We start from the raw sequence: 18,699 nt of genomic DNA on the forward strand, positions 1-18,699 counted from the left end.
CCGCACCTGCAAGGCCATGGTTGCCAGCCTTGGCGCAAGGCTTGAGACAGGCGGGGCGGCGGTAGTGCAAGCCGAAAATCCGCGTCGTACAAACAAGGCGGACAACCATGGCCTATCTGTCATGGCCACGTTGCAACAAATGTAGGAGCGGATTCATCCGCGATGCGCCGCGCGGGCGGCGCTCGATCTTATAGGCGCTGCAAGAATCGCGGCGGGCATCTGGTGGCCTTGATGCGGTCACGCCCCTGCGTCCAAAGACCTTGAAAGTGATAGGTCTTGGCACGACAACGCAGCCAACGGTGCCGGGTTACATCTGCGACTGAAGCCCTGCTGACTCAAGGAATAAGGTGATTATCTCAAGATTCAGCCGGCGCGAGAGTGGGCCAGCCAAGCAATTTCAACCGAGTCAAGCCCCTACCAACGGCGAACTTTTCTTCACATAGCCAAATGGATGAAGCGCAAGGGTGAATTTAAGACCCTTTGGATTCATTCGTTCAGCAGAACTGTCATTGCCCTCTGGCTTCAAATGCATACCTTGCGCGATGTATTTCTTTGAAAACGCTCTAGCACGGCGCTTTTGCGGGGGGCAAAATGTTTAAATCCAGTTACATGTCTGAAACAAGCTGAAATATAGAAAACAGTTTTAACGTGTGTGTCTTTGTAAATTCATATTTGTATTATTTTGATACAAATGCTGGATCGACAAAAAAATCCCCCGGCCATTTACTTGCCCCCGACTTCGGTGTGCACCAAGTGACTAGTGAGAAAGTTGCACGGATACCCCGCACTCCCGAATAAGTCCGTAGTTGAACACCCGACTTTGACGAATGAAGTCGGTGCCTTGCGCTTAACACTTTCAGACGTATCCGCCTTGTTGCGGATCGCCAGGCATGCTGGCCAAAAACAGAGGGCGAATGCGCCGTCTTAAATGGTGGGCGTGGTGTAAGTTGCGAGTCTGCTAGTTGTTAACGTCAAACTTTGATAAGGAATATCAGGCATGACGCAACTCCCCATCCAAGGTGTCCTTCCGGTCGCCATCCTGCCTTACAACAACGACCTCTCCCTGGATACCTCGGCCCTGCGCCTGCAGGTCGAACACATTCTGCACACCGGCTGCGACGGCGTGGTCATCGGGCAGATTTCCGAGGTCTCGCGGCTGACCACCACTGAGCGCTTCCGCGTGGCCGAACTGATCGCCGAACAGACCGGCGACAAGGGCCTGGCCATCATGAGCACCGGTGGCGAGAGCATCGCCCAGGCGATCGAATATTCGCGCCAGGCCGAACAGGCCGGCTGTGACGCGCTGCTGGTGATGCACCCGTCGATGTGGGCGCTCGATGACGAGCAGATGTACACCTACTTCGCCAATGTCGTCGAAAGCGTGCAGATCCCGGTGCTGGTGCACCACGCCAAGTCGCTGGCCAAGCGGCCGCTGTCGATCGATGTGCAGGCCCGCCTGCTCAAGGCCTTCGGCCCGCAGAAGGTGCAGTTCAAGCCCGAATCCGCCCCCACCGCGCCCAAGGTTTCGCTGCTGCGTGACGCCACCGGCGGCCAGGCGCGGATCTTCGAGGGCGACGGCGGCATGATGCTGGTCGATACCTACCAGCGCGGCCTGGCAGGGGTGATCCCGGCCACCGAGATCGCCGAGATCACCGTGGCCCTGTGGCGCGCCTTGCAGGCCGGCGACGAGCGAACCGCCCGAGCCATCGCCTACCCGCTGTCCTACCTGATGTGCCACATGATGGCGAGCATCGACTGTTACTTGCAGTTGTCGAAACACCTGCTCAAACGCCGCCGGTTGATGAGCAATACATTGATCCGCCCACCCGTGGATTTCACCATGGATGTGGAAACCCTCAAAGAAGTTGAAAAAGTCTACGACCAACTTTTCGAATTCGTGACCCAGTAATAAGGAAGTTACTCATGAAACGTATTGGTTTCTCCATTGAATTGACCAGCCTCGAAGCCGCCGAACTGTATAAAGCCATGCACCGTGATGTCCCCGTGCAAATTGCCGGTGAACACGGCGTACTGCGTGAAATCGGTTTGCAGCGTATGTCGATCTACCTGTTGCCGCCACGCACTTTGTTCATGCAAGTCGAAGCCCACGACCAGTTCGACCCGCTGCGCGACTTTACCCACGCGCTGTCGGTACACCCGGTGATCCAGGCCTGGGACGACCGCATGCACGGTGACGACAACCCGCTGCTCAAGCGCATCGAAGGCAACCGCACCGACCTCAACTGGTGGCGCCTGGAGCAGGTGTACGACTGGAGCCTGGAAACGGCGGGCCAGCAAAAATGACCGCGCACAACCAGTCATTCGTGTTGATGGACTGCACCTTCCGTGATGGCGGGTTCCAGACCGACTGGCGGTTTTCCGATGCCATGGTCGGGCACTACTTCGGTATGTGCCAGGCCGCCGGCGTGGACATTGTCGAGATGGGCTACCTGAACCTGGACCCCGCTGCCGGGGTCAGCCACCTCGGGTCATTCAAGGCATTGCCCGAGTCGCTGAGCGACGTGCAGCGCCAGCAGGTCGACCTGGGGCCGATGCGCGCGGCGGTGATGATCGATGCCTGGCGCGTCCTCGATCAGCCGGTGCAGGCTGTCGCCGAGGTAATCATGGCGGCGATCCGGCGTTCGCCGTTCCCCATCGCCATCCTGCGCATCGCGGCCATGAGCAGCCAGCTCGAGGGCAGCCTGGCGCTGGCCAAGGCGCTGGCGGGGCAGGACCTGGCGGTGATGATCAACCTGATGCAGGCCGCCGAGCTGACGCCGGAGCAACTGGCCCATGACCTGCCGGCCCTGGCCGTCGAACCGGTCACGGCGCTGTATTTCGCCGACAGTTTCGGGCGAATGTTGCCGGAGCAGGTCCATCGCCTGTTCAGCCAGGCGCGCGAGCTGACCCCGTTGCCGCTGGGCTTCCATGCCCACGACAACTATGGCCTGGCGGTCGCCAACACCCAGGCGGCGCTGGACGCAGGCGCCCGTCATGCCGACGGCACGTTCGCCGGGATCGGCCGGGGGGCCGGCAACGCGCCGACCGAAACCCTCGGCCTGCTGAAGTCGGGGACACGGGAAATGGCCGAGTGCGAGGCGTTTCTGGCGGAGCACATCGAACCGCTCAGGCATACGGCGAACTGGGGCTACTCGCCCACCTACCGCAGCCAGGCCAGGCACAACGTGCACCCGACCTACGCCCAGCGCCTGTTCGAAGGCACGCCGCTGACGGGCCTGGAGCGTATCGACATCCTCGGCAAGATCGCCGGGCATGCCGGGGCGCACAAGTTCGACGCGGGCATTCTCAGCCACTACCGGTGAACGAACATGGTCAAACTCGGTGAACTGCTGGCGGACTGCAAGTTGGTGTTCTTCGACTGCGACGGTGTGCTGCTGGACTCCAACGGGGTGAAGCTGGCCGCGGTCGATCACGCCCTGGCCGCCTACCCGGCGGTACTGCGTGAGCGCTGCAAGGACAGCTTCCGGCTCAACTTCGGCCGCCCGCGGCGCTGGCATTTCGAGGCCTTCCAGCGCGTGATCGGGGCGGCCCAGGAGGAGGACTTCGTGGCGGCGAGCATCGACCGCTACGAGCAGTACCTGCAAGCGCACTATCGGTTTTCGCCGGCAGTGGCCGGTGCACCGCACCTGCTGGCCCGGTTGGCGGCCCGTGGGGTCATCTGCACGGTGGTGAGTGGCGGGGTGGAGGCGGAGATCAATGCCGCGCTGGCCGAGTGCGGGATGGATCGGCTGCTGGCGCGGGTGGTGGGTTCGCCGGTGACCAAGATCGCGGCGATCAACGCGCTGCTCGAGCAGTACGACTGCAGCGCCGCGCAAGCCGTGTTCCTCGGTGATGCCAGCGCCGACGCCGAAGCCGCCATCGCCTGCAAGGTGCCGTTCATCTTCGTCAGCGGGCATGCGCTGATCGCCCGCTCGACCCTCAGCGCGAGCTGGCCGGAGGGTCACTGGGGCGGCGAAGTGCCCAACCTGCTGGCGGACAACGCTGTATCGCGCTTTTGCGTGAGCAACCAGACGATCAAGGAGGAATCATGAACACAACCACGCAGCGGCCGCTGCGCATCGCCATCACCGGCGTGAGCCGTGGCCTGGGGTTGGCCCTGAGCCAGGCGCTGGCCGCCCGCGGCCACCAGGTGTTCGGCTGCCAGCTGTCGGCCGACGCCGCGCCGGCGGCCCAGGCCAACCCGGCGCTGTTCAGTGCCTCGGTGGCGGTGCCCGAGGACATGCGGCGCTTCGCCGAGGCGGCGGGGCGCGAGGGGGCGATGGATATCGTGGTGTGCAATGCCGGGGTGATCAATGCGCGCAAGCCAGCCTGGGAAATCAGCCAGGAAGAGTGGGCGCAGGTGATGGAGGTCAATGTGCTGGGCGTGGTCAACACGCTGCACGCCTTCCTGCCGGCGATGCTCGACCGCGGCCAGGGCCTGTTCGTTGCCATCAGCTCCGGCTGGGGGCGTTCGGCGTCCTGGGGGCTCGGCCCGTACTGCGCGAGCAAGTTCGCGGTGGAGGGGCTGATCGGTTCGCTCAGTGCCGACCTGCCGGAGGGCTTGCACGCGGTGGCGCTGGACCCGGGCAACGGGGTGAACACCAAGATGCTCGCCCAGTGCCTGCCGGATGACCATACGCAGTACATCGCCCCGGGGCTGTGGGCCGAGCATGCCGCGGACTACATCGTCGACCAGCTCCATGGCCAAAAGCTCTCGGGCAGCCGTACGGTGCCGCACCCCGGCTGTTGACGGATTTCATGACAGGGAAGCAGACAATGCTGAAGAACAAACGTGTAGTGGTCACCGGCGGTGGCCGTGATTTCGGCCAGGCGGTTTCGGTCTGGCTGGCCCGCGAGGGCGCCCATGTGGACCTGTGCGCGCGCCAGCTGGACAGCGCCCGGGCCACTTGCGAGATCATCCAGGGTGAAGGCGGCTTGGCCCGTGCCTATGCCTGCGACATCGCCGACGCCCGCTCGGTGCGTGCGTTCGCCGAACAGTTGCAGGCCGACGAGCGGCCGGTGGATATCCTGGTGCTCAGTGCCGCGCAGTGGCTCGAAGGGCCGTTGGGCGAGGGTGACAGCGATGAAGAGATCGTCAGCACCATCAATTCCGGGCTGACCGGCTCGATCACCCTGACCCGGGCACTGCTGCCCAGCCTGCGCCGCTCTGGCGCGGCGGACATCATGGCGATGGTCTCGGTATGCGGCGTGCCGCAGTTCACCAACTCCGTCGCCCATCCGGCGTTCTTCGCGGCCAAGCATGGCATGAGCGGTTTCTGCCAGAACATGACCCACCACCTGGCGGCGGAAGGCATCCGGGTTACCGGTTTCTACCCGCCCGACTTCGAGGTGACCAGCCTCGATGAGACTGTCGACCCGGCAGGCCGGCTGCTCAATGGGCGCTCGATCTGGGAAACCATGCGCTTCGTGCTGACCCAGCCGCGCAGCTGCCATATCGACGCGGTGCACTTCCGTGGCCCGACCCGGCAGGACTTGATGTGATGCGCGCGGCCAACGCCCAGGCGCCGGCGGCGTATCAGTTGGCGGCCGATGACCAGCAATTGCGCCAGGTCATGGCCGCCAACATCGCCGCTGGCTACTTCAGCGCCGATTGCGATCCGGCGGTGTTCTACGACAAGTGCGCGCAGCATCGCGCTGTCAGCCAGATCGATCCAGGCCTGGCGTTCAACGGCCAGTCGCTGGCGTCGTTGCACGCTTTGCCGGGCGAAGCCGGGCGGACCTGGGTGGTGCGCCCGTCGCTTTCACCGGCGTCGCGGGGCTCGGCGTTGCTGCTCGGGCTCGGTGGCCTCGATGCGCCGGCGCTGGCGGTGGCGATGCAGGGCGTATCGGGGCCGTTCCTGCTGCATGAACACGAGCCGGGCGAGCCGCTGTTCATCAATGGTGTGTTCGCCCAGGGGCAGTTCATCGTCAGCGATGCCTGGCACTGCTACACCCTGGACCTGGAGGGCCGCAGGATTCTTACCGCGGTCACCAGCCTGCCCACGTCCCGGCTGCCCGACGGGCTGGTGCCACGGCTGGCGGCCGTGGCCAGCGGGCTGGGCATGGTGCATGGCCCGCTGCATGCCGAAGTGGTGGTCACCCAGCACGGGCCACGCCTGGTCAAGCTGTCGCCGCGCCTGGCCAGCACGCCGTTGCCCGAGTTGTGTCGGCTGGGGGGCTGGCCTTCCCAGGAAGACAGCTGGCGCCAGTTGCCGCGCATGGGCGCCGGCGCGGAACAACCGGTGGCGGACTACTCCTTCGTGGTGACCCGCCCAGGGCGTGTCAAAGCGTTTCGCTTCGACCGGGAGGTGCGTGGCCTGGCCAGTTTCAGCCACTACTTCGTCGCGCCGCCGCTGGGCGAGTACATGGCGATGACCACCGATGGCACCACCTACGGGTGCACCGTGTTCCTGCGTCATCGCAGCCTGGCGGTGCTGGAGGAGGACATCGCCCGGCTGCAGGCGCTCAACCTGGCCGACGCGTTCGAGTTCGACTAGCCCGCAGGCACTTTGCAACACCCTAACCGGACCGCCCGGGGCCGTCATCGTGCGATGACGACCCCGTGGCCCCGCTCAGCCTGAAATTCAGTAGAAAGGGAGTTCACATGAGTTTTGCAACAGATGTGTCCAGAAGCCCTTGCGAGCGCAAGGTACATGACGTGGTGGGCATTGGCTTCGGCCCGTCGAATATCTCGCTGGCCATCGCCCTGCAGGAGTTGGCCCCGGAACTGTCGGTGGCGTTCGTCGACAGCGCCCCAGGCTTTGCCTGGCACAAAGGCATGTTGTTCAAGAACGCCACCATGCAGGTGTCGTTCCTCAAGGACCTGGTGAGCTTCCGCAACCCGCGCAGCCACTTCACCTTCGTCAACTACCTGCACAGCAAGGGCCGCATCGCGGCGTTCTGCAACAAGAAGGACTTCTTCCCCGGGCGCGTGGAGTTCCATGACTACCTGAGCTGGTGCGCGGCCGAGTTCAGCGAGCAGGTGTTCTATGGCCACCGGGTGCTGCGCATCGCCGACGGCGGTGTGGCGGACGACGGCGCGCCGCTGTTCCGGGTCGAGATGCAGGTGGGCGATACCACCACCTCAATGCTCACGCGTTCCGTGGTGCACTCGCTGGGCCTTGAGCCGCAGATGCCGGACGATGTCCAGCCCGGTGAGCGCGTCACCCATGTGCATCACCTGCTGGCGCGGCTGCAGGAAGCCGACTTGCCGGCGGACGGCCATTGCGTGGTGGTTGGTGGCGGGCAGAGCGCCGCCGAGGCGGTGGAGTACCTGCTCGAGACCTACCCGGCGTTGAAGGTGACGGCGATCCACGCCCGTTACGGCTACACCCCCGCCGACGACAGCCCGTTCGTCAACGAGATCTTCGATGCCGAGGCCGTGGATGGCTTCCATGCGGCGCCGGCCCATGTGCGCAAGCACGTGCTGCGCACCCATGCCTCCACCAACTACGCCGCGGTCGACCTGGCGCTGATCGAGAAGCTCTACCGCCAATGGTACGACGACGAGGTCAGCGGCCAGCAGCGCCTGACCCTGGAGCGCCTGAGCCGGTTCCAGAAGGTGCAGGTGCAGGGCAATGGGCTGCAGGTGACGTTCGATCGGCAGCTGAGCGGCGAGGCACGGCAAGTCCACTGTGACTACCTGGTGTGCGCCACGGGCTTCCGCCCGCGCAACATCGCCGACCTGCTGTGCGCGCCGCTGGCGTCGCGGCTGGTCAAGGAGGAGGGCGGTGCGCAGTTGTCGCGCCATTACCGCCTGGCCTTCAAGGGCGAGGCCGCTCCGTTGCTGTATTCCACCGGTGTCGCCGAGGGCTCCCACGGGCTGAGCGCGACGCTGATTTCCAACATGGCCATCCGTGCCGGCGAAATCGTCGGTGACCTGAAGACCAGCTTGAGGCACAGGCAGTATGAAAAAGCCGTTTGATGTGATCATCGTGGGCGCAGGTATCGTCGGTGCGACCTGCTTCCATGTGCTGAGCCAGGCGGGCAAGCGCTGCCTGCTGCTCGACGAGAAACAACTGGCCTGCGGCATCACCGGCGCGTCGGGTTGCATCGTGCGGGTCACCCACGCCTCGCGCGAAGCCACGGCGGCGGCGGCCGAGGGTTACCGCTTCTACCAGCGACTGAGTACAGCCTCGCAGGGGCGGGTGCCGTTCGCTCGTACGGGCTATCTGCACTTCGCCGAAGTGCCCGATCTGGACCGCATGCACGGTTGGCTGGCGGAGGAGGGCATCGGCGCCGAACTGCTCGATGCCCAGGCGCTGGCCGCGCGTTTTCCGGCCTTGCCGATCAACGCCGAACTGGCGCTGCTCGAGCCTGGCTCGGGCTACATGGACGCCAGGCCGACCCTGGAGTACCTGGTCAGGGCCGGTATCGCGCTGGGCGGTGTCTACCAGGACGCGGTCACCCTGCACGGCTTGCGGGTCGATGGCAGCGGCAGCCGGGTGGCCGGCGTGGAGACCTCCAGTGGTGCGTTCGAGGCCGGGCATGTGGTGCTGGCCATGGGTAATGGCACCCCTGACTTCCTCGCGCGCCACTTTGGCGATGCCTTCGGCCTGTGGAACCAGCACATCCAGGTCACCCGCTTCAAAGGGCCTGCCGCGCTGGCCACCGCGCCGTGCTTCATCGATGACGTCAACGACCTCAACGGGCGCTGGTGCCCGCTGACCGGCGGCTTCTACGTGGGCACCCCCACCGGCCTGCGAGTGCCGGCCAGCCAGGCCTATGCCGCGGCCAGCCCGGCCCATGCGCAACTGACCCGTGAACGCGGCGAGCGGCGCTTCCCCTGGCTGCGCACGGCCAGTGCCGAAGGCGCGCTGTGCCACAGCGACTGCTACAGCGCTCAGCCCATCGCCCTGCTCGGCGAGCAGCCCGGGTTGCCTGGCGGTGTGCTGGTGGCGTCGGGCTTCAGTGGCGGTGGCTTCAAGATGGCGCCTTACGCCGCCATGCGTGTTGCCCGTGTGATCACTCAAGGATAGAGACAAGAACAATGAAAAAAATCAGCATGTTCGAGCCAAGCAAGCGCTTCTACAACGTCGACTCGCGTGCCGTTGATCTCGAAGGCACCAATATCAACCTGATGGGCTGCACGCTGGCGCCGGGGCAGGAGAGTCAGCCGCACAACCATTTCGAGGACGAGCTGTTCGTCTTCACCGCGGGCCATGGCCTGGTGCGCACCGCCCAGGAGGTGCTCGAAGTGCATGCCGGCGACGCGGTTCACTGCCAGCGTTTCGAGCCCCATACCATTCGCAACCTGAGCGCCAGCGAGCCGCTGCAGTTCCACTCGCTGTACTGGGACGCCGGGGAGGTGAACCCGGTCGAAGCGCAGCCGGTGCTCGACACGCTGATCTTCGCCACCCCGCCCACCCCCAATGGCGACTTGCACCTGGGGCATCTGTCGGGCCCCTACATTGCCGGCGACGTGCTCAAGCGCGTGCTGGCCGGCGCGGGCGCGCAGGTGTTCTATGGCAGCGGCCGCGACGACAACCAGACCTACGTGGTGACCTGCGCGGCCCGGGAAGGGTTCAGCCCCAGCGAGTGCGCCGACCATTATGCCGAGGCGATCCGCGAGACCTGGCAGGGCTATGGGATCGACATGGACTTTTTCATCACCCCGGACAACCAGGGTGAGTATGCCGATTTTGTCCATCACTACCTGCAACGCCTGTACGACCAGGGTTTGATCTACGCCAAGGATACTCCGGTGTTCGTCGACAACCAGGGCAACGCGCTGCACGAAGCCTTCATCCACGGTGGTTGCCCGCATTGCGGCGAGAGCAGCGATGGCAATGCCTGCGAGGCCTGTGGCCAGCCGAACCAGTGCGTCGACCTGACCCAGCCGCGGGTCAAGCAGGATGGCCGGCAGCCGCAACTGAAGATCGAGACGCGCTTGTTCTTCCGCCTGAGCGCGTTGGCCGATGAACTGGCCAGCTATGTGCAGACGGCGAACATGCCGGCGCACGTCTACCAGCTGTGCCACACCATGCTCAGCCAAGGGCTGCCGGATATCTGCATCAGCCACCGCAGCGACTGGGGCATTCGCCATCGCCTGCCGGGGATGCAGGACCAGGTGGTATACGTCTGGTTCGAAATGGCCTTCGGCTACCTGTGGGCCGCCAGCGAACTGCCGGGCGCCGAAGGTGATCGTGTCGCCAGGGCCGCGCAGCGTTACGCGGGGGCCATGGACATCGTTCACTGCTACGGCTTCGACAATGCCTATTACCACACCCTGCTGTTCCCGGCGGTGTACCTGGCGTTGGGGCTGACGCCACCGCGGCACCATGTGGTCAACGAACTGCTCGACCTCAACGGCAGCAAGTTCTCCACCAGCCGCCGGCACCTGATCTGGGGCAAGGACTTCCTCACCGAGGCCGGGGCCGACTATGCCCGCATGGCATTGATGCTGACCCGGCCCGAAGGGGTGAGGACCAACTTCACCGTGGGCCAGGTCTGCGAGCGGATCAACGACCTGTTCGCCGACAAGCTGACCCACTGGGTGCAGCGCCTGCAGCAGCATGTCGCCCGGCAGGGTGGCCAGGTGCCTGAGTCGGGTGCCTGGCTCAGCGACCAGAAGATCTACCACGGTGAGCTGATGCAGTGGATGGCGGGCTACCGGCAGGCAGCCGCGACCCAGACCTTCTCGCCACGGCGCATGGCCGAGCAGGTGGCCCAGGTGATCGACCGGGCGTGGCGCTTCGGCCTGGCGCAGGAACACCTGCTGGCGCCCGGGCAACCCTTGTCCAACCATGCGCGCACCGCCGTGGCGCTGCTGGCGCTCACCGCACGCTGGCTGGCCCATGCCACCGCCCCGTTGATGCCGGGGGTGAGCCGCCAACTGAACGAGGTGCTGAACATCGAGGCGCAGGCCAACGACGCAGCCCAGGCCTGCACGTTCTTCGCCGGCAATCATGTACTGGCCCAGGGCGCCACGCTTGAGCTGCCCAAGCTGTCGCCAGAGGCACTGGCGCAACTGATGCCAGGGCGGGCGGGATGAGCCAGGTCTCGTCATCGCGCCCGGTCGGTATCGTCGGGCCGCTGAGCGGTGCGCGCGCGGCCTATGGGCAGTGGCTGCGTCGAGCCGCCGAAGGCACGACCTTGCCACTGCTGTGGGCCGACGACGGTGCCGACCCGGCCATGGCGGAGGTGGCCGCGCGCTACCTGCTCGATGCCGGCGTCGAGGGGGTGATCGGCCACTTCAACAGCGAATGTGCCCGGGTGGCCGGGCGCCTCTACCAGGCGGCCGGCGTGCCGCTGCTGTTGCCCGCCGCCACGGCGCCTGACCTGTGCCATGCCGTGGGGGCCTGGCGCTTGTGTGCCAGCGAAACGCGGCAGATCGCGGTGATGCTCGAATACCTCGCCCGGCATGCCGGGCGAGTCGAGCCGCCCTGGGCGCAGCCGGGGGCCTATGGCGAGCGGTTGGCCAGGGCGCTTGGCGAAGGGTTGGGCGAGAGGGCAGTGTCGCATACCGGGCCGGTGGTCCACGCCTTGATGGGCTCGCACGTCGCGGTGGCGCGGGAGATCCATCGCCGGGCCCAGCCCGGCGCGGTCTACCTGGTACCCGACGATTGCCTGATCGACGAGTTCGACAGCCTGCTGGCCGGCTCAGGCGTGGTGACGTTGTGCCCACACGCCACGCCGGACTTCGGCGAGTGCGTGGGCCTGGCGCTGCGCCTGGTCGAGGCGGCGCGGGCTGGCGGTCACGACCTGGCCGGTTACCTGGAGGCTCACCCCGACTTCGACCAGCGCCAGTACCGGCATGCCGACTACCGCATGGTGCGGCGTGAATACCCCATTGAATTGACCCAGCCTCTGTAGGAGCGGCTTCAGCCGCGATCACCCGCAAGGCGGGTGCCACACACCGCGGTGCCTGTATCGCGGCTGAAGCCGCTCCTACAGAGCCCAAGCAGGATACTTTGAACATGCAAATGCGCAAACCGATCGCCATGAACCCGCCACGGCTACTGCCCACCATCGGCGAGGGTGACCTTGCCGGCGGCGATATCGACCTGATGCTGGAGGCGCTGCGCCAGGCGCTGAGCCGACCACGTGGCGAGCTGTCGGCACCGGACGAAGCGCCAGCCATCAGCCGTGCCGTCGAGCAGCGCGTCGGCCATCCCATCAGCGAGGCCGGGCTGGGGCTGTCGGCCGCGCTCGATGTGTTTGGCAGCCTGCTGGCACAACAGGGCGTGCCCACTGACCATCCTGGTTATCTCGCCTATATAGGTTCTGCGCCGACCCCGGCCGCCGTGCTGATGGATGGGCTGCTGTCGGCCACGGGCATGATCGGCTCCGGCTGGCTGGGGGGCGCCGGGCTGATCTGGGCCGAGAACCAGGCCTTGCGCTGGCTGGCCGACCTGGCGCAGTTGCCGGGCGAGGCGGGCGGCTGTTTCGTCAGTGGCGGAACAGCCGGCAACTTCTCCGCGCTGGCGGCCGCCCGGCAGCGCTACCGCGAGCGCACGGGGCGGCGCGGCGGGCTGGTGCTGACGGGCTCGGCGGCCCATGCCTCGATCGACGTCAGTGCCGGGCTGCTCGACCTTGAGCGGGTCGGCGTGGCCTGTGACGAACAGGGGCGGATGACGGCGGCCGGCCTGGAGCAGGCCCTGGGTGAACTGGCCGCCGATGGCCGGCTGGAGCAGGTCGTGGCGATCGTCGCGGTGGCCGGCTCGACCAACGCCGGGCAGATCGACGACCTGCCGGGCGTCGGTGCCATCGCCCGTCGGCAGGGTATCTGGTTCCACGTCGATGCCGCCTACGGCGGCGCGTTTCTCTGTGTCCCGCAGGTGCGCCCGCAGTTCCAGGGTATCGAACTGGCCGACTCGCTGATCATCGACCCGCACAAAGGCCTGTTCGTGCCCTATGACTGCTGTGCGCTGCTGTATGCACAGCCGCAACAGGCCATGTCGGCCTTCACCCAGGAGGCGTCCTACCTGGACCAGATCAACGAGTCGCAGCAGTTCAACCCCATGCACTATGCGTTTCACCTTTCCCGTCGCGCACGGGGCGTGCCGTTGTGGTTCTCGCTGGTGGTGCATGGCAGCGACGCCTATCGGCATACCCTGGAACGCATCCTGGCGCTGACCGATAACTTGCGCCAGCGCATCGCCCGGCACCCACGGCTGGAGCTGATCGAGGCATCGGGGTTGAGCGTGATCCTGTTCAAGCGCCGCGGCTGGCAAGCGGCCGACTACGAGGCCTGGGCGCAGGGCTGCCTGCGCGATGGGATCGCCCTGGTGGTGTCGACGCGCTGGCAGGGAGAAACGGTGATGCGGCTGTGCATCATGAACACCGGCCTCGACGAGGCGCGCTGCGACCGTTTGTTGGCGGGGTTGTAGGGGCGCGCGGGTGAGTCTTGCCGGGGCGGCTATGCCCGCCCTGGCGCTGACGCTAGACTGTCACCTTCCCCACAATCGGACAGGAGTCCCGGCGTGCCTCACCCCCGCAGTTTCCCCAGCGACCTGTGCCTCGACAGCCCACGCCTGCAGCTGCGCCCCATGCGCCATGGCGATGCGCAGCAGTGGCTGACCATCATGGCCGACCCGGAAGTGATGCGTTACTGGTACCACGCCCCCTGGCAGACCCTGGCCGAGGCCGAAAGCGCCCTGGCCGCCGACCGCGAAGCCTATGCCGCCGGCCAGATGCTCAAGCTGGGCATGTACCGCCGCGACAACGGCGAGCTGATCGGCATGGTCCAGCTGTTCAACCTGGAGGAGGGTTCGCGCCGTGGCGAGATCGGCTACTGCCTGGCCAAGTCCGCCCAGGGCCGGGGCTACATGGACGAGGCCCTGACCTGTTTCATCGACTACCTCGCCCACACCCTGCACCTGCGTCGCCTGGAGGCGGAGATCGACCCGCGCAACCTGGGTTCGGCGCGCACCCTCGAACGCCAGGGCTTTGTCCTCGAAGGCACCTTGCGCGCGCGCTGGTGCGTGGCGGGGGAGTTGTCCGACTCGGGGCTCTACGGGTTGCTGCTCGAACCGCCAGTGGCCTGATGCCCGATTGCGTCATGGACGCGCTTTTTGCTGTTGGATGGAGCCTTCGCTTTGCCTGTTTCCCATGTGACGTTCACGTTGTTGCTGTTCTTGCTGTGCCTGTGTTTCGACGCAATCCTGATGGGCGCCGACGGGCATATGCCGGCGCTGCAAGTCCTCCTCATGGGCCCTTGGGGGATCGCCTTCGGGCAATACCAGTGGTTCGCCAACCCGCTGTTGGGGCTGGCGATACTCGCCCATCGGCGTTTTCGCCGGCTGGCGCTCGGCGCCGGGGTGATCGCGCTGGGCCTGGCGCTCAGTTGCCTTGGCATCGAGCGGGTGCCGGACAACCGCAGCTATGACTTCCTGCCTTTGACCGGCTTTGGTGCCGGCTACTACCTGTGGACACTGGCGATCCTGGTGTTCTGCCTGGGGCAGGCCTGGTGGTGCCGGAAAGTGTACGCGGCAATCGATGTACCGCGCTGGCGCTGGTTCGATGGCGTGCTGATCGTGGCCCTGGTGGCGACGATCTATGCGGGGACGCAGATGCCGAGCCTGCGCGTCCAGCCCACCAGCCACGCCGAGGCGATCGAGCAGGCCGAGGCAGGTTGAAGGCGCGCCGTGTCTCGCCATCGGGTTTGGATACAGGGCGCAGGCTGGGATAAGGTCGCACTCTGTCCGTTTTCACCAGGTGCCTCACTTGCCCGCTTTCTACCTGACCACCAGCCTGGCCCTGTACCTGCTGAGCCTGGCCTTCGATGGCGCCCTGCTGGGCGCCGGGCGGCACATGCCGGCGTTGCAGATGTTGCTGTACGGCCCCTGGGGCATCGCCTTCGGGCTGCACCAGTGGTTCGCCAACCCGCTGCTGGCGCTGGCGATCCTTGCCCACCGGCGCTTCCGTCGGCTGGCGCTCGCCATCGGTTTACTGGCGCTGTACCTGGCGGCCAGCAGCTTTGGCATCACCCGGTTGCCGGACAACCAGAGCTATGCGTTCCAGGATGTGACCGGGTTCGGCGCCGGGTTCTACCTGTGGTTGCTGGCGTTCGTGGTGTTCTGCGCGGGGCAGGCCTGGTGGTGCTGGAAGGCGTGTTCGGCCGCCGACGTACCGGGCTGGCGCTGGCTGGATGTGGTGCTGATCGCGGCCTTGGGCACGGCGCTGTATGCCGGCACCCAGATGCCCTCGCTGCGTTTCGAGCCGCACAAGGTGATCGCGCCGCCGGAGCAGCCGCGGGCGTTGTGACAACGGCCAGGCGCGGCACATTCCTTGACGGCACCGGCCCCTACAGGTGGGGTGCCGTTCTTGAGGTTATCGCGGTCCCTGTAGGAGCGGGTTTACCCGCGAACACCGGCAAAGCCGGTGCCATCCACCACCCGACCGCTCCCACAGTGCTTGCGGTGAGGCTGGCTCAGCGCGCCGTCCCCCACTGCACCACCAGCATCCCCACCACGATCAGCCCCACCCCCGCCAGGCGCGCCAGGTTCACCGGCCGCTCCGGCAGCCCCATCAGCCCGAACTGGTCGATCAGCAGCGACGACAGCACCTGCCCGGCGATCACGCAGACGATGAACCCCGCCGCCCCCAGGCGCGGCGTGAGCACCAGCGCGGCCGTAATGTAGAGCACCCCAGCCACCCCGCCGAACCATGCCCACCAGGGGGCGCTCGCCAGCTGCTGCACCTGCGGCATGGGCGCGCGCATCAGCAACAAGGCCGGCACCAGCATCAACAGACTGACCAGCAGCGACACGCCTGCGGCCCACAGCGGATGCCCCAGCAGGCGCCCAAGCGCGGTATTGCTGCCTGCCTGGAACGGCACGGCGGCGCCGGCCAGCAGGGCCACGAGCAAGGGTAGGGCGGCAAGCAGGGTAGCGGGCATGTGATGACTCCTGAACAGAACCTGGCCTGAGTCTCGGCTATCCACCGGCATGATGGAAATTCGAATACCGTACAGGCTGTATTCGTGTCATGGATGAAGTGCCTCAACGAAGCGGCACAGCAGTGCTAGGCTGTGCGGCGTTCCCCCGCGATAAGGAAGCGTCATGTTCAAGCATCACCTGATCGGCGCCGCTGCCCTGCTGGCCATGGCCGGTGCCCAGGCCGAGGACTATTCATCTGCTTACACCCAATGCATGGACAAGGCCTCCAGCACCCTGGCCATGGGCGCCTGCATCCAGACCGAAACCAAGCTGCAGGACGATCGGCTCAACCGGGTGTACAAGCAGCTAATGACCAAGCTCGATGGCCAGCAGCAAAAAGACCTGCGCGAGGTGCAGCGGACCTGGGTGAAGTACCGCGACGGCAATTGCGCATTCCACGGCACGCTCAGCAACGGCAGCCTTTACCGCATCGAAGGGGCGATGTGCCTGATGGACATGAGCAAGGATCGGGCGGCGGAGCTGGAGCGGGTGCTCAGCCCCGGGCAGTGATCGGGGCACTCCACTCTGTAGGAGCGGCTTCAGCCGCGATTACCCGCGAAGCGGGTACCAGGCTCCGTGTTGCCTGCATCGCGGCTGAAGCCGCTCCTACAGGGCAAGTATCAGCCGAAGCGGTGTTGGCGTTGTGCACGGGCCCTGAGGTACTCCCGCACTTCCACCCCATCCCCGGCAAACTCGATCCGCCCCGCCTTGGCCTCGCGCTGGTAGGCATACATCGGGTCGTAGTACTCCTTGAGCAACCCCTCGATCCAGCCACGGTGCAGGCTCACATCGCCACTGCGCAACTGCTCGTCCAGCGCCTGCCCCAACAGCTCGGACAAGCGCTGGAAACGCTCGCCACCCAGGCGCTTGTAGATATTCGCCATGCTCTGGCGCATGCGTTCGGCGAACAGTCGACGACCATCCTCATCGCCGTGCACCGCGACGAATTCGGCGCACAGGTTGGTCACGTAGTCGCGCAGGATGCGCTCGACGCGGTTGTCGAAAGTGTCTTCCAGCCACACCAGCGGATAGCGTTGCATCCCCTGGTACAACCCCAGCGGTACCGTGCAGCTACCGACGATTCGCCCTTCGTCTTCCAGCACGAACTGCCCGATCCCCCGTGCACGCTTCTTCAGCATGTCGATGGCCAGGCCGTTCTCGAAGTCGATCTGTGCCGGTTGCGCGGTGGCGCGTTTGCCGAAGCTCGAGCCACGGTGGTTGGCATGGCCCTCGAGGTCCAACACGTTGTCCAGTTGCTGCAGCACGTCGGTCTTGCCGGTACCGGTCAGGCCACCCAACAGCACGAAGTCGCACTGCTCGACCGCCTGTTGCGTGGTGTCCAGCAGGAACGTACGCATGGCCTTGTAGCCACCGACCACCTTCGGGTAGTGGATGCCGGCATCCTTGAGCCAGCCCTGGACGATCTGCGAACGCAGCCCGCCACGGAAGCAGTAGAGGTAACCGTCGGGATGGGCCTGGGCGAAGGCCGCCCAGGCTTCCAGGCGCTGCTGCTTGAGCGCGCCGTTGACCAGCTGGTGGCCCAGGGCGATGGCGGCCGCCTGGCCCTGCTGCTTGAAGCAGGTGCCGACTTTCTGCCGTTCCTGGTCGTTCATCAGCGGCAGGTTGACGACACCGGGGAAGGCGCCCTTTTTGAATTCGATCGGCGCGCGCATGTCCATCATGGGCACGTCATCGAGGAACAGCGTGTTGAAGTCGGTGCAGTCGGGGCGCATCAGATCACCTCGACCGCGTGGCTCTGTCGCTCGACCAGCGCGCCGATCGGCGCAAGCGCCAGGCCCAGCTCCTCTGCCACGGCGAGGAATTCGGCCTCGCCTTCCGGGGTGACCGCCACCAGCAGGCCACCGCTGGTCTGCGGGTCGCACAGCAGGTGCTTCTGGTCGTCGGTCAACGTGCCGATCTTGTGGCCGTAGCTGTCGAAGTTGCGCAGGGTGCCGCCGGGAACGCAGCCTTCGGCCAGGTAGTGGTCGACGCTGGGCAGGCGCGGTACGGCATCGAACTGCAGGCGCGCGGTCAGGCCGCTGCCTTCGGCGACCTCGACCAGGTGGCCGAGCAGGCCGAAGCCGGTGACATCGGTCATGGCCGCCACGCCGTCGAGCTTGCCGAAGCGGCTGCCGGGGGTGTTGAGGGTGCACATCCAGTCGCGGGCCAGGCCCTGGTCCTGCTCGCGCAGCTTGGCCTGCTTCTCGGCGGTGGTGAGGATACCGATACCCAGCGGCTTGGTCAGGTAGAGCTTGCAGCCAACGCGGGCGGTGTCGTTGCGCTTGAGGTGGCGCTTGCTCACCACGCCGGTCACGGCTAGGCCGAAGATTGGCTCGGGGGCGTCGATGGAGTGGCCGCCCGCCAGGGGGATACCGGCTTCGGCGCATACGGCGCGGCCGCCACGGATCACCTCGCGGGCGACCTCCGGCGGCAGCACATTGACCGGCCAGCCGAGGATGGCGATGGCCATCAGCGGGTCGCCGCCCATGGCATAGATATCGCTGATGGCGTTGGTGGCGGCGATGCGGCCGAAGTCGTACGGGTCGTCGACGATGGGCATGAAGAAGTCGGTGGTCGAGACCACGCCGCGCTCGTCATCCAGGGCGTAGACCGCGGCGTCGTCGCGCGAGGCGTTGCCCACCCACAGCTTGGGGTCGAGTGCCTGGGTGCCGCTCTCGGCGAGGATCACATCCAGCACTTTCGGGGAGATCTTACAGCCGCAGCCAGCGCCGTGGCTGTATTGTGTCAGACGAATCGGCTCGCTCATACGCACCTCGGATTTTCGTGATGGGCGATTGTAGCAAAGCTGGCCTTTGCG

The 18,699-nt window shown here is 65.9% G+C and carries 19 protein-coding genes; 16 read left to right on the forward strand and 3 right to left on the reverse strand.

Translation table 11 applies throughout. The features are described from left to right. The first annotated feature begins 997 nt into the window (after positions 1 to 997). From JYG34_RS04540 to JYG34_RS04610, 15 genes are all read left to right on the forward strand, one after another. Entirely contained in the window at positions 998 to 1,909 is a 912-nt protein-coding gene (locus JYG34_RS04540) for a dihydrodipicolinate synthase family protein (RefSeq protein ID WP_213659658.1), read from the forward strand. A gap of 14 nt (positions 1,910 to 1,923) precedes the next feature. Next, complete coding sequence (locus JYG34_RS04545; protein ID WP_213659659.1) at positions 1,924 to 2,304, forward strand: L-rhamnose mutarotase; 381 nt, start codon at positions 1,924 to 1,926, stop codon at positions 2,302 to 2,304. Further along, positions 2,301 to 3,323 (forward strand): homocitrate synthase, encoded by a 1,023-nt coding sequence (locus JYG34_RS04550; RefSeq protein WP_213659660.1) that lies wholly within the window; start codon positions 2,301 to 2,303, stop codon positions 3,321 to 3,323. The genes JYG34_RS04545 and JYG34_RS04550 overlap by 4 nt, the downstream gene beginning before the upstream one ends. Before the next feature lie 6 nt (positions 3,324 to 3,329). After that, complete coding sequence (locus JYG34_RS04555) at positions 3,330 to 4,052, forward strand: HAD family hydrolase (RefSeq protein ID WP_213659661.1); 723 nt, start codon at positions 3,330 to 3,332, stop codon at positions 4,050 to 4,052. After that, positions 4,049 to 4,750: an SDR family oxidoreductase gene (locus tag JYG34_RS04560; RefSeq protein ID WP_011532307.1), complete on the forward strand. Its 702-nt coding sequence runs from the start codon at positions 4,049 to 4,051 to the stop codon at positions 4,748 to 4,750. Before JYG34_RS04555 ends, JYG34_RS04560 begins: the two co-directional genes overlap by 4 nt. 26 nt (positions 4,751 to 4,776) lie before the next feature. Beyond that, positions 4,777 to 5,502: an SDR family oxidoreductase gene (locus tag JYG34_RS04565; RefSeq protein ID WP_213659662.1), complete on the forward strand. Its 726-nt coding sequence runs from the start codon at positions 4,777 to 4,779 to the stop codon at positions 5,500 to 5,502. Further along, a complete protein-coding gene (locus tag JYG34_RS04570; protein WP_213659663.1) occupies positions 5,502 to 6,497 on the forward strand; it encodes a hypothetical protein in 996 nt (331 codons plus the stop codon). Before JYG34_RS04565 ends, JYG34_RS04570 begins: the two co-directional genes overlap by 1 nt. A 107-nt stretch (positions 6,498 to 6,604) precedes the next feature. Then, complete coding sequence (locus tag JYG34_RS04575) at positions 6,605 to 7,924, forward strand: lysine N(6)-hydroxylase/L-ornithine N(5)-oxygenase family protein (protein ID WP_213659664.1); 1,320 nt, start codon at positions 6,605 to 6,607, stop codon at positions 7,922 to 7,924. Beyond that, positions 7,908 to 8,978: an NAD(P)/FAD-dependent oxidoreductase gene (locus JYG34_RS04580; protein ID WP_213659665.1), complete on the forward strand. Its 1,071-nt coding sequence runs from the start codon at positions 7,908 to 7,910 to the stop codon at positions 8,976 to 8,978. The genes JYG34_RS04575 and JYG34_RS04580 overlap by 17 nt, the downstream gene beginning before the upstream one ends. A gap of 11 nt (positions 8,979 to 8,989) precedes the next feature. Beyond that, positions 8,990 to 10,993 carry a class I tRNA ligase family protein gene (locus JYG34_RS04585; RefSeq protein ID WP_249746217.1) on the forward strand — a complete coding sequence of 668 codons (2,004 nt, stop codon included), beginning with the start codon at positions 8,990 to 8,992 and terminating at the stop codon, positions 10,991 to 10,993. Next, positions 10,990 to 11,814 carry an ABC transporter substrate-binding protein gene (locus tag JYG34_RS04590; protein ID WP_213659666.1) on the forward strand — a complete coding sequence of 275 codons (825 nt, stop codon included), beginning with the start codon at positions 10,990 to 10,992 and terminating at the stop codon, positions 11,812 to 11,814. Before JYG34_RS04585 ends, JYG34_RS04590 begins: the two co-directional genes overlap by 4 nt. A gap of 104 nt (positions 11,815 to 11,918) precedes the next feature. Continuing rightward, on the forward strand, positions 11,919 to 13,331 hold the full coding sequence (locus JYG34_RS04595; protein WP_213659667.1) for a pyridoxal phosphate-dependent decarboxylase family protein: 1,413 nt from the start codon (positions 11,919 to 11,921) through the stop codon (positions 13,329 to 13,331). Positions 13,332 to 13,424: 93 nt separating this feature from the next. Next, on the forward strand, positions 13,425 to 13,988 hold the full coding sequence (locus JYG34_RS04600; RefSeq protein WP_213659668.1) for a GNAT family N-acetyltransferase: 564 nt from the start codon (positions 13,425 to 13,427) through the stop codon (positions 13,986 to 13,988). A gap of 51 nt (positions 13,989 to 14,039) precedes the next feature. Then, complete coding sequence (locus tag JYG34_RS04605; RefSeq protein WP_213659669.1) at positions 14,040 to 14,579, forward strand: hypothetical protein; 540 nt, start codon at positions 14,040 to 14,042, stop codon at positions 14,577 to 14,579. An 88-nt stretch (positions 14,580 to 14,667) separates the two neighbouring features. Further along, on the forward strand, positions 14,668 to 15,207 hold the full coding sequence (locus JYG34_RS04610; protein WP_213659670.1) for a hypothetical protein: 540 nt from the start codon (positions 14,668 to 14,670) through the stop codon (positions 15,205 to 15,207). A 166-nt stretch (positions 15,208 to 15,373) separates the two neighbouring features. On the opposite strand, the gene JYG34_RS04615 is transcribed toward JYG34_RS04610, so the two are convergent. Next, positions 15,374 to 15,841 (reverse strand): DMT family transporter, encoded by a 468-nt coding sequence (locus JYG34_RS04615; protein WP_213659671.1) that lies wholly within the window; start codon positions 15,839 to 15,841, stop codon positions 15,374 to 15,376. 163 nt (positions 15,842 to 16,004) lie between these two features. Between JYG34_RS04615 and JYG34_RS04620 the strand changes: the two genes are divergently transcribed. Further along, positions 16,005 to 16,391, forward strand: coding sequence for a lysozyme inhibitor LprI family protein (locus JYG34_RS04620; protein WP_213659672.1), 387 nt, complete (start codon positions 16,005 to 16,007; stop codon positions 16,389 to 16,391). A gap of 110 nt (positions 16,392 to 16,501) precedes the next feature. Here the strand turns inward: JYG34_RS04620 and mnmH are convergent, their stop codons facing one another. After that, positions 16,502 to 17,614 carry a tRNA 2-selenouridine(34) synthase MnmH gene (mnmH, locus tag JYG34_RS04625; RefSeq protein ID WP_213659673.1) on the reverse strand — a complete coding sequence of 371 codons (1,113 nt, stop codon included), beginning with the start codon at positions 17,612 to 17,614 and terminating at the stop codon, positions 16,502 to 16,504. Beyond that, positions 17,614 to 18,648: a selenide, water dikinase SelD gene (gene selD / locus JYG34_RS04630; protein ID WP_213659674.1), complete on the reverse strand. Its 1,035-nt coding sequence runs from the start codon at positions 18,646 to 18,648 to the stop codon at positions 17,614 to 17,616. The genes mnmH and selD overlap by 1 nt, the downstream gene beginning before the upstream one ends. Between the last annotated feature and the right edge of the window lie 51 nt (positions 18,649 to 18,699).

The sequence above is a fragment of the Pseudomonas entomophila genome (genome assembly GCF_018417595.1).
GTDB lineage: Bacteria > Pseudomonadota > Gammaproteobacteria > Pseudomonadales > Pseudomonadaceae > Aquipseudomonas > Aquipseudomonas entomophila_C.